This window comes from Pseudomonas frederiksbergensis, assembly GCF_003732275.1.
GTDB lineage: Bacteria > Pseudomonadota > Gammaproteobacteria > Pseudomonadales > Pseudomonadaceae > Aquipseudomonas > Aquipseudomonas frederiksbergensis_H.
The window spans coordinates 43,404-54,339 of record NZ_MOBM01000008.1 but is presented as its reverse complement, the minus strand read 5'-3'; the positions used below and the strand labels follow the sequence as shown (position 1 = coordinate 54,339).

The following is a 10,936-nucleotide window of genomic DNA, read 5'->3' as shown; positions in this document are numbered from 1 at the left end:
CTGACATCCTGCTCCCAAAGCAGGCGCGCTACCGGACTGCGCTATACCCCGGTTTGAAATTGGCTCCGTGACCAGGACTCGAACCTGGGACCCAATGATTAACAGTCATTTGCTCTACCGACTGAGCTATCACGGAACTACATATTTCAATTTACAACTGTGAAGCTTGCTTAACCTCTTCGACCCGTTCGCATCGCTGCGTTCGTGTGTCTGAGGCGCGCTATTCTACAATCTTAAGCACCTCTGTCAACCCCCTAAATTGCTTTCAAGTTAATGATTTGCAACTTATTTCAGATTCCTGCTTGGGGAGCAGAAACCCTTCAGGGCGACTTACTGCGGGGCGCACTTTACAAGCCTTTTCCTTTGAGTTCAACAGCCTGGCGAAAAAAAGGCCTCGCAATGCGAGGCCTTCTTTTATTGCACTGCCGCCGAGCGTCAGACGAAAACGATTTCATCGTTTTCCACGACACCCTTGGCGGTATCACCGGGCATGAATCGACCCGACAGAATCAACTGTGCCAGCGGGTTCTCGATCCAGCGCTGGATCGCCCGTTTGAGCGGTCGTGCGCCGTACACCGGGTCGTAACCGACAGCGATCAGCTTATCCATCGCTTCCGGACTCAGCTCAAGCTTCAGCTCGCGCTCGGTCAGGCGGCTACGCAGGCGACCCAACTGGATCTCGGTAATGCCGGCGATCTGATCCCGAGCCAGCGGTTCGAAAATCACCACTTCGTCGACGCGGTTGATGAACTCCGGCCGGAAGTGCGTGGAAATCGCATCCATCACCGCCGCGCGCTGCGCCTCGCGATCCCCTACCAGTTCCTGAATCTGCACCGAGCCAAGGTTGGAGGTCATGACAATCACAGTATTTTTGAAATCCACCGTGCGGCCATGGCTGTCGGTCAAACGGCCATCTTCAAGCACTTGCAGCAAGATGTTGAACACGTCCGGGTGAGCCTTCTCGACCTCGTCCAGGAGGATCACCGAATAAGGCTTGCGACGCACCGCCTCGGTCAGGTAACCGCCCTCTTCATACCCTACATAGCCTGGTGGCGCGCCGATCAAGCGAGCTACGGAATGTTTCTCCATGAACTCGGACATATCGATCCGCACCATCGCCTCTTCGGTATCGAACAGGAACTCGGCCAGTGCCTTGCACAGCTCGGTTTTACCGACACCGGTCGGGCCGAGGAACATGAACGAGCCGCTCGGACGATTCGGGTCGGACAACCCGGCACGAGAACGCCGCACCGCGTTGGAGACCGCGATCACCGCTTCGTCCTGACCGATCACACGTTGGTGCAACAGGCTTTCCATCTTCATCAGTTTTTCGCGCTCGCCCTCGAGCATTTTCGACACAGGAATGCCGGTCCACTTCGACACGACTTCGGCGATCTCTTCTTCAGTCACCTTGCTGCGCAGCAATTGGTTTTCGCTTTTGCCGTGCTGATCGACCATTTGCAGGCTGCGCTCCAGGTCCGGGATCACCCCGTATTGCAACTCGGCCATGCGATTCAAGTCGCCTTTACGGCGTGCAGCTTCCAGTTCCTGACGGGACTGTTCGATCCTCTGCTGGATCTGTGCCGAACCCTGGACTTCGGCTTTTTCCGAATTCCAGATTTCTTCGAGGTCCGAATACTCACGCTCGTGACGAACGATTTCTTCCTGCAGTTTTTCCAGACGTTTCTTCGCCGCATCGTCGCTTTCTTTCTTCAGCGCCTGGGATTCCACCTTCAGCTGAATCAGACGACGCTCCAGACGGTCCAGCACTTCCGGCTTGGAGTCGATCTCCATGCGGATGCGGCTGGCGGCTTCGTCGATCAGGTCGATGGCTTTGTCCGGCAACTGACGGTCGGTGATGTAGCGATGACTGAGCTTGGCCGCGGCGATGATCGCGCCGTCGGTGATCGCCACCTTGTGGTGAACCTCGTAACGCTCTTTCAGGCCACGCAGGATGGCGATGGTGTCTTCTTCGCTCGGCTCATCCACCAGGACTTTCTGGAAGCGCCGCTCGAGAGCCGCGTCCTTCTCTATATATTGGCGGTACTCGTTGAGCGTGGTCGCGCCGACGCAGTGCAGTTCACCACGAGCCAACGCAGGCTTGAGCATGTTGCCCGCATCCATCGAGCCTTCGCCTTTACCGGCGCCGACCATGGTGTGCAGTTCGTCGATGAACAAAATGATCTGCCCTTCCTGCTTCGACAGTTCGTTAAGCAAGGATTTGAGGCGTTCTTCGAACTCGCCGCGGTATTTGGCACCGGCAATCAGCGCCCCCATGTCCAGGGACAACAGACGCTTGCCTCTCAGGCCATCCGGTACTTCGCCGTTGATGATGCGCTGGGCCAGGCCTTCGGCGATGGCGGTTTTACCCACGCCAGGCTCACCGATCAGCACCGGGTTGTTCTTGGTGCGGCGTTGCAGGACCTGAATGGTGCGACGAATTTCGTCGTCACGGCCGATTACCGGATCGAGCTTGCCCTCTTCGGCGCGCTTGGTCAGGTCGATGGTGTACTTGTCCAGTGCCTGGCGTGACTCTTCGTGATTGGCATCATTGACCGCCTCACCGCCACGCAGGTTATTGATCGCATTTTCCAGGGCTTTTTTGCTCACGCCCTGGCCCAGCAACAATTTGCCGAGCTTGCTGTTCTCGTCCATGGCGGCGAGCAGCACCAGTTCGCTGGAGATGAATTGATCACCCTTCTGCTGGGCCAGGCGGTCAGCCTGGTTGAGCAGGCGCGCCAGATCCTGCGACATGTTCACATCGCCGGTGGGATTCTGGATTTTCGGCAGCTGATCGAGGGCTTTGGTCAGCTCTTTACGCAAGCTGTTGACGTCAAAACCCACCTGCATCAGCAGGGGCTTGATCGAACCACCCTGCTGTTCAAGCATGGCCTGCATCAAATGCGCTGGCTCTATGGCCGGATGATCGAGGCCGACGGCCAGGGATTGGGCGTCGGACAAGGCTAACTGCAACTTGCTGGTTAAACGGTCTATACGCATGGGTCACCTTCCTTTTGAGCAGGCCGGACCTATAAACATCCTGAATGAAGAAGCCTGCCAGATACCTCACTAGATGTGGTCGATTCTGGGAGATTCAAGCGTCGTACAGTTGATGTAGATCAGAGAAGTCTAGCGTTCGAGCCAGATCAGAGAGGCAAACCTGCCGGTACGTGGACTACGGCGGTAGGAAAAGAAACGTGGATCGGTCACGGTGCAGAACCCGCCACCGTAGACAGCCGTTACACCGCGAGCGGCCAGACGCAAACGCGCCAGCGCATAGATGTCGGCCATGAACTTGCCGGCATTCTGGCTCGGCACAAAGGCTTTGGCGGCTTCAGGCAATTGCTGGACGAAGGTTTCGCGCACTTCCGGGCCGACTTCAAAGGCTTGAGGGCCAATGGCCGGGCCAAGCCAGACCAGCACGTCTTCGGGCGGTACAGCCAGGCTGTCGAGGGTCGCTTCCAGCACACCCGCCGCCAATCCGCGCCAACCGGCATGGGCGGCAGCAACCCGGGTGCCGGCGCGGTCGCAGAAAAGCGCCGGCAGGCAGTCGGCGGTCATCGCCGAGCAAGCAATACCGGGTGTTGTCGTCCAGCTGGCATCAGCGGTGGCCGTAATGCTTGGGTCAGCATGGGCCACGACAATGCCGTGAACCTGCTTTAACCAGGCCGGTTGAATAGAGAAATGATCGGTGAGGCGACGGCGGTTTTCGGCGACAGCTTCGGGGCTGTCGTCGACATGATCGCCCAGGTTGAGGCTGTCGAACGGCGCCAGACTGACGCCGCCCGCACGGGTGGTAACGCAGGCTTTCACCCCGGCAGGCGCAGGCCAGTCGGGAATCAGCCAGTCACTCATCCGATGAACGCCTCGCGGTCTTGCTTGAGCAGCGACAGCAACCAGACGAAGTCGTCCGGCAATGGCGATTCCCAGCTCATGCGTTTACCAGTGGTCGGATGATCCAGCTCCAGGAAACGCGCATGCAGCGCCTGACGCGGGAAATTCTTCAGGGATTCGACCATGGTCACACTGGCGGCCGGCGGAATACGGAAGCGACCGCCATAGGCAGGGTCTCCGACCAACGGATAGTTGATGTGCGCCATATGCACACGAATCTGGTGCGTACGACCGGTTTCCAGCTTCACTCGCACGTGAGTGTGGGAGCGGAAACGCTCGAGCACGCGGTAATGGCTGACGGCTTGCTTGCCACCTTCCATCACAGCCATGCGCTGACGTTGCTGGCCATGGCGACCGATTGGCGCATTGATCTTGCCCCCGGCCGTCACCACACCGATCACGATGCACTCGTAGATCCGGCTTACGCTGCGGCTCTGCAATTGCGTGACAAGCTGTGTCTGCGCCTGAATGGTCTTGGCCACCACCATCAGACCGGTGGTGTCCTTGTCCAGGCGATGCACGATACCGGCGCGGGGCACATTGATGATGTCCGGCACGTGATGCAGCAAGGCGTTGAGCAAGGTGCCATCGGCATGACCGGCGGCCGGATGCACCACCAGGCCCGCAGGCTTGTTGATCACCAGGATGTCGTCGTCTTCATAGACGATGTCCAGCTCGATGTCTTGAGCGATCCATTCGCCCTGAGCTTCCTGCTCGGCAGTCAGCTCAAGAATGGCGCCACCGTGAACGATGTCTCGCGGGCGGATAACCGCCCCATCCACAGTCAGGCGGCCGTCTTTGATCCAGGCGGAAAGGCGCGAGCGCGAGTGCTCAGCGAATAATTGTGCGGCGACTTGATCGAGGCGTTGGCCGCCCAATTCGGACGGCACCTCTGCGCGAAGTTCAATTTTATCGGACATGCTCAGACTAGGCGTCGGCACAGCCTTTGGTTTCGGCTGCGCGCTTGTGGTTAAATACGGCGTCTTTTGCCCCGAGGCTTTTCATCGGGGCGCTCATCATAACAGGACGGCCCCGCCCAAGACAGCGGCCGTCATAGGGACGCAAGCCGCCATGCAAGTGAAACACCTGCTGCTGATCGCCATCCTCGCATTGACCGCTGCTTGCTCATCGAAGGAAGTCGTAGACGAAAACCTGAGCGAAGTCGAGCTGTACCAGCAGGCGCAGACCGACTTGGACAATAATAGCTACACCAGTGCCACAGCCAAGCTGAAGGCCCTGGAGTCGCGTTATCCGTTCGGTCGCTACGCCGATCAGGCTCAACTCGAGCTCATCTACGCCAACTACAAGAACACCGAGCCTGAGGCTGCCAAGTCCGCCGCCGAGCGTTTCATTCGTCTGCACCCGCAGCACCCTAACGTCGATTACGCCTACTACCTCAAGGGGCTGACCTCTTTCGACCAGGACGTCGGCCTGCTGGCGCGCTTCCTGCCGCTGGACATGACCAAGCGTGACCCGGGCGCCGCTCGCGACTCCTACAACGAGTTCGCCCAGCTGACCAGTCGCTTCCCGAACAGCCGCTACTCGCCGGATGCCAAGCAGCGCATGATCTACCTGCGCAACCTGTTGGCTTCCTACGAGATTCACGTTGCCGACTATTACCTGACCCGTCAGGCCTATGTCGCCGCCGCGAACCGTGGTCGTTACGTGGTGGAAAACTTCCAGGAAACCCCGTCGGTCGGTGATGGCCTGGCGGTGATGACTGAAGCCTACCAGCGTCTGCACCTGGACGAATTGGCCGCAACCAGTCTCCAAACCCTGAAGCTCAACTACCCGAACCACCCAAGCCTGGTGGACGGTCAGTTCGTGCCATCGGTGGCCGAAGCCGACAACCGTTCGTGGCTGAGCAAGGCCACCCTGGGCCTGATCGAATCCCGTCCGCCGCTGCCGCCGGGCGAAACCCGCGCCAACCAGGACGTGCAAAAGCAGTTCCAGGACGCCAAGGACGCGATTCCGAACGATCTCAAGCCTAAAGACGAAAATGGCGATGTGATCGAAGAAGAGGAACACGATTCCGAAGCCAACAACGCCGACCGCTCGTGGTTCAGCCACATGACCTTCGGCGTGTTCGACTGACGCTGGGGATTGTGCCGAGAAGGCGCCTTTCGAGGCGCCTTTTTTATTGCCGGATTTCAGGGGTGAGCGTATTGCGCTGTGCGCCTGACCTGTCCTTGGCTAAACTGCCCATTCATTATTCAAAAAGCAGCTCACCATGCTTCGTTTATTGTTCTGGATCGCCCTGATTGCCGCTGCGGTATGGTTCTGGCGCAAGTTCAAGGGCCCGACTGCGGGTGCCAACACGCCACGAGAGCAAGATGCTCCGCCCATGGTCCGCTGTGCTCATTGCGGCGTACACCTGCCCCGCGACCGCGCGCTGAGCCTTCAACAACAGTGGTATTGCAGCCAGGCTCACCTTGAGCAAGGCCCGGGCTCCAGTGATCGCTGAGACGCCCAGTCCCGGTCACAAACAGGCCCAGCGATTGCTGCGCCTCTATCACCTCTACCGTTTAAGTATCGGCGTCACCTTGGTGCTGTTGATCTCCAGCAACATGGACAACCAGTTGCTGAAGTTCGCCAATGACGATTTGCTGCGCAATGGCAGCTGGTTGTACCTGGTGCTGAATATCCTGCTGGTGGTCTTTCTGGAGAACACCCGGCACCCGGCGCAGTTGTTCAGCCTGGCGCTGGTCGATGTCCTGCTGCTATGCGGCCTGTTCTATGCCGCTGGCGGTATGCCCAGCGCCATCGGCAACCTGTTGATCGTGTCGGTGGTCATCAGCAATACCCTGCTGCGCGGGCGCATCGGCCTGCTGATTGCGGCAGTTGGCGCCCTCGGCATCGTGGGTTTGAGCTTCCTTCTGAGCTTCAGCCATCCCACCAGCCCCAACGATTACCTGCAAATCGGCACTCTCGGCGCCCTGTGTTTTGCCGCTGCATTGCTGGTGCAAGGCTTGATCCGAAGACTGGAAGTCAGCGAAACCCTGGCCGAGCAGCGGGCCAGTGAAGTGCTCGGCCTCGAAGCCCTCAACGCACTGATCCTGCAACGCATGCGCACGGGCATTCTGGTGCTCGACGACCAACGGCGCGTGCAACTGGCCAATCACAGCGCCTTGACCTTGCTGGGGCAGGAAAACCTGGACGGCCAGTTGATCGACGATCATTTGATGCCGTTGGTCGAGCGGCTCCAACTGTGGTTCAACAATCCGACTTTGCGCCCGCAAAGCCTGAAAATCGCCAGCAATGGTCTTGAGCTGCAACCGAGTTTCATTGCCCTGGACCAGAGCCCGCACCACCAGACGCTGGTTTTTCTCGAAGACCTCGCCCAAATCGCCCAACAGGCACAGCAACTTAAACTCGCAGCCTTGGGCCGCCTGACTGCCGGTATTGCCCATGAAATCCGCAATCCACTGGGCGCCATTAGTCATGCCGCGCAGTTACTGCAGGAATCCGAGGAACTGAACGGCGCGGATCGGCGTCTGACGCAGATTATTCAAGATCACTCTCAGCGAATGAATCGGGTAATCGAGAACGTCCTGCAACTGTCCCGTCGCCAGCAAACCGTGCCGCAACGGCTGGATCTGCGGCCGTGGCTGGAGCACTTCGTCGCTGAAACCCGCGAAGGGGCGACCGAACGTCAGCAAATTCACCTGCACATCAGTTCCGGAGACTTCAAAACCCTGATGGATCCGAATCAACTGACCCAGATTCTCGACAATCTGTTACGCAATGCCTGGCGCCATAGCGTCCTGAACCATGATCGGGCGCAGGCCTGGCTCGAGTTGTTTATTGACCCAGACAGCCAGTTGCCGACCCTTGAAGTCCTGGACGATGGCCCCGGCGTATCGCCGGACCAGCGCTCGCACTTGTTCGAACCATTCTTTACCACCAGCAGCCAGGGTACTGGCCTGGGGCTTTATCTGTCCCGTGAGCTGTGCGAAAGCAATCAGGCCCGCCTAGACTTCAAACCACGCCAAGGCGGCGGCTGCTTTCGCATCACTTTTGCTCACGGACGGAAACAAAGTTGAACATGAGCCCACGGCAAAAAATCCTGATAGTCGACGACGAACCGGATATCCGCGAACTCCTGGAAATTACCCTGGGACGGATGAAACTCGACACCTTCAGCGCCCGCAACCTCGCAGAAGCGCAAGCACTGCTGGCACGGGAGACGTTCGACCTGTGCCTGACCGACATGCGCCTGCCCGACGGCACCGGTCTGGCGCTGGTGCAGCACATCCAGCAGCGCTATGCGCAAGTGCCGGTGGCGATGATCACCGCCTACGGCAGCCTGGAGACGGCAATCAACGCGCTCAAGGCTGGCGCCTTCGATTTCCTGACCAAACCGGTCGACCTGAGCCGCTTGCGCGAATTGGTCACCAGCGCGCTGAGCTTGCCTGCGCCAGGCGGCGCCAACAGCGCCATCGACCGTCGGCTACTGGGCGACTCACTGCCAATGCGCAGCCTGCGCAAACAAATCGACAAACTGGCCCGCAGCCAGGCCCCGGTGTACATCAGCGGCGAGTCCGGCAGCGGCAAGGAACTGGTCGCCCGACTGATCCACGACCAAGGTCCACGCGCCAGCCGACCGTTCGTGCCGGTGAACTGTGGGGCTATTCCGTCGGAATTGATGGAAAGCGAATTTTTCGGCCATCGCAAAGGCAGTTTCAGCGGCGCGATCGAAGACAAACCCGGGCTGTTCCAGGCCGCTCAGGGCGGTACTTTGTTCCTTGATGAAGTCGCAGACCTGCCGCTGGCGATGCAGGTCAAACTGCTACGGGCGATTCAGGAGAAAGCTGTTCGCAGCATTGGCGGTCAGCAGGAAATCGTGGTTGATGTGCGCATTCTCTGCGCCACGCACAAGGACCTCAACGCCGAAGTCGCCGCCGAACGCTTTCGCCAGGATTTGTACTACCGCCTCAATGTGATCGAGTTGCGGGTGCCGCCCTTGCGCGAACGCCGCGACGACATTGAGCTTCTGGCCAACAATATGCTCAAGCGACTGGCGACTGGCACTGGCCAGCCCGCTGCAAAACTCCACCCGCAAGCCCTCGATGCACTGAAAAATTATCGGTTTCCAGGGAACGTGCGGGAATTGGAGAATATGCTCGAGCGAGCCCATACCTTGTGCGAGAACAAACAGATCGAAGCCTGCGACCTGCGCCTGGCTGAAGGCAACTGCAACCCGGACGGCGGTGTGCCGGACCTGACGCAGATCGACAACCTGGAAGCCTATCTGGAAAACGTCGAACGCAAACTCATCCTCCAGGCCCTGGAAGAAACCCGCTGGAATCGCACGGCGGCGGCTCAGCGGTTGAATCTGTCGTTTCGGTCGATGCGTTACAGGCTCAAGAAATTGGGACTGGATTGAACTGTTAGAAGATCGCAGCGCTTCTACAGTGCGGTGAAACACAATTCAATGTAGGAGCTGCCGAAAGGCTGCGATCTTTTGATCTTCTGTCAGATTCGTCCGACTGGCGCATACGGCGCAGGGTCGATAATCGGCGCCCGCCCCAGTATCACATCCGCAAACAATTGACACGACGCAGGCGCCAACACCAACCCATTGCGGTAATGCCCGCAGTTGAGCCAGAGCCCGTCAAACCCAGGCACCCGACCGATGTAGGGAATGCCCTCCGGTGACCCCGGCCGCAACCCGGCCCAATGCCCCACCACCTCGGCATCCGCCAGTGCCGGAATCAACTCCACCGCCGAAGCCTTCAGGCTTTCCAGCGCGGTGTCAGTCGGCGTCTTGTCGAAGCCTTCATGTTCCAGCGTACTGCCGATCAGAATGTGCCCGTCACGCCGAGGAATGGCATAACGCCCCTTGGCCAGGACCATGCTTGGAAGGAAGTCCGCCGCGCACTTGTAGAGAATCATCTGGCCTTTGACCGGCTCGACCGGCAGTTCCAGGCCCAGGCTTTTCAGCAAATCACCGCTCCAGGCCCCGGCCGTCAAAACCACCTGATCACCCGCAATGGCCCCCATCGAAGTCTGTACCCCGACCACCGCAGCGCCTTCACGGATAAACCCGCTGACCTCGCACTGCTCATGAATTGTCACGTTCGGCAGTGCCGACAAAGCCGCCTTGAGGGACTTCACCAGCCGTGGATTACGCACATTGGCCACATCGGACATGTAGATCGCCCGCGAAAAACCGGCGCCCAATACCGGCACCGCATCGTGTGCCGCAGAGATATCCACAGCCCGCAGCGGACGATTTTCCCGTTTGGCCCAGGCGAGCGCTTCGGCTTCGTCATCCAGGTCCAGCCAGTACAACCCGGTGGTATGCACTTCAGGATCGATACCAGTGGTGGCGAACAAACGTTCCGCCAGCTGTGGATAAAAATCCTGTGACCAATGAGCCAGCGCAGTAACTGCCGGGCTGTAGCGCCACGGGTAGAGGGGCGAGACGATCCCGCCACCGGCCCAGGAGGATTCCTGACCTACATTCGAGCGGTCCAGCAGCACGACGCTCTGTACTTCGGACGCGAGATTGAACGCCGTCAGCAGGCCAATCACCCCGCCGCCGACAATCACTACTTGCTGTTGCCTGCTCATGTTCTGATCCAACCGTTCAATAGACAGAGGGCGTAAAGGGCGCCCGAAAAATAAACTCAGCGACCCCAGCAACTCTTGGTGGTCTGGCCGGCCGTCGCATTGACCATGCTTCTGACGCCCGTGTTGGTGAGCGTGAAATCACCACACTTGTCGCTCGCCATGGTCGAACCGGCCTTGCGTGTTGCCGTCAGCAGGAAGGTCTGATCGGTCAGGGTCGGGGTGATGGTATAAAAATCATTGCCGGCGCTCAGACCGGTGGCATTGGTGTAGACATTATTCTTCGAATAAAAGCGCTCAAGGATCTGTGCCTGTTCGGAAAGCAGCCCGGCCACTTCAGTACGGCGGCCCTTTTTTACATACTCGGTGAGGCTCGGATAGCCAATAGTGATGACGATCCCGATGATCGCTATCACGATCATGATTTCGATGAGGGTAAAACCTTGGTTGGATCTGCGCATGCATCACT

Annotated in this window: 9 protein-coding genes and 1 tRNA gene; 4 read left to right on the top strand and 6 right to left on the bottom strand. The window is 58.9% G+C overall.

Going from position 1 to position 10,936, the window contains the following annotated elements; genetic code table 11:
* Positions 1–60: 60 nt before the first annotated feature.
* From BK662_RS06320 to rluD, 4 genes are all read right to left on the bottom strand, one after another.
* Positions 61–136: transfer RNA gene (locus tag BK662_RS06320), tRNA-Asn, on the bottom strand.
* Between the two features lie 299 nt (positions 137–435).
* A complete protein-coding gene (clpB, locus tag BK662_RS06315) occupies positions 436–3,000 on the bottom strand; it encodes an ATP-dependent chaperone ClpB (protein ID WP_123357365.1) in 2,565 nt (854 codons plus the stop codon).
* Positions 3,001–3,129: 129 nt separating this feature from the next.
* The gene (pgeF, locus tag BK662_RS06310; RefSeq protein WP_123357364.1) at positions 3,130–3,855 is read right to left on the bottom strand and encodes a peptidoglycan editing factor PgeF; all 726 of its coding nucleotides are present in this window, start codon (positions 3,853–3,855) and stop codon (positions 3,130–3,132) included.
* Positions 3,852–4,814, bottom strand: coding sequence for a 23S rRNA pseudouridine(1911/1915/1917) synthase RluD (rluD, locus tag BK662_RS06305; RefSeq protein ID WP_007901932.1), 963 nt, complete (start codon positions 4,812–4,814; stop codon positions 3,852–3,854). The genes pgeF and rluD overlap by 4 nt, the downstream gene beginning before the upstream one ends.
* A 151-nt stretch (positions 4,815–4,965) precedes the next feature.
* Here rluD and BK662_RS06300 point away from each other — a divergent pair, with 151 nt between their 5' ends.
* The 4 genes from BK662_RS06300 to BK662_RS06285 all read left to right on the top strand — a co-directional run bounded on the left by BK662_RS06300 (position 4,966) and on the right by BK662_RS06285 (position 9,280).
* Positions 4,966–5,988 (top strand): outer membrane protein assembly factor BamD, encoded by a 1,023-nt coding sequence (locus BK662_RS06300; RefSeq protein WP_123357363.1) that lies wholly within the window; start codon positions 4,966–4,968, stop codon positions 5,986–5,988.
* Between the two features lie 136 nt (positions 5,989–6,124).
* On the top strand, positions 6,125–6,358 hold the full coding sequence (locus BK662_RS06295) for a PP0621 family protein (protein WP_123357362.1): 234 nt from the start codon (positions 6,125–6,127) through the stop codon (positions 6,356–6,358).
* A complete protein-coding gene (locus BK662_RS06290; protein ID WP_123357361.1) occupies positions 6,348–7,937 on the top strand; it encodes a sensor histidine kinase in 1,590 nt (529 codons plus the stop codon). Before BK662_RS06295 ends, BK662_RS06290 begins: the two co-directional genes overlap by 11 nt.
* Before the next feature lie 2 nt (positions 7,938–7,939).
* On the top strand, positions 7,940–9,280 hold the full coding sequence (locus BK662_RS06285; RefSeq protein ID WP_123357360.1) for a sigma-54-dependent transcriptional regulator: 1,341 nt from the start codon (positions 7,940–7,942) through the stop codon (positions 9,278–9,280).
* 89 nt (positions 9,281–9,369) lie between these two features.
* On the opposite strand, the gene thiO is transcribed toward BK662_RS06285, so the two are convergent.
* Both thiO and BK662_RS06275 read right to left on the bottom strand, forming a co-directional pair.
* On the bottom strand, positions 9,370–10,470 hold the full coding sequence (thiO, locus tag BK662_RS06280; RefSeq protein WP_123357359.1) for a glycine oxidase ThiO: 1,101 nt from the start codon (positions 10,468–10,470) through the stop codon (positions 9,370–9,372).
* A gap of 56 nt (positions 10,471–10,526) precedes the next feature.
* Positions 10,527–10,928, bottom strand: coding sequence for a type IV pilin protein (locus BK662_RS06275; RefSeq protein ID WP_123357358.1), 402 nt, complete (start codon positions 10,926–10,928; stop codon positions 10,527–10,529).
* Between the last annotated feature and the right edge of the window lie 8 nt (positions 10,929–10,936).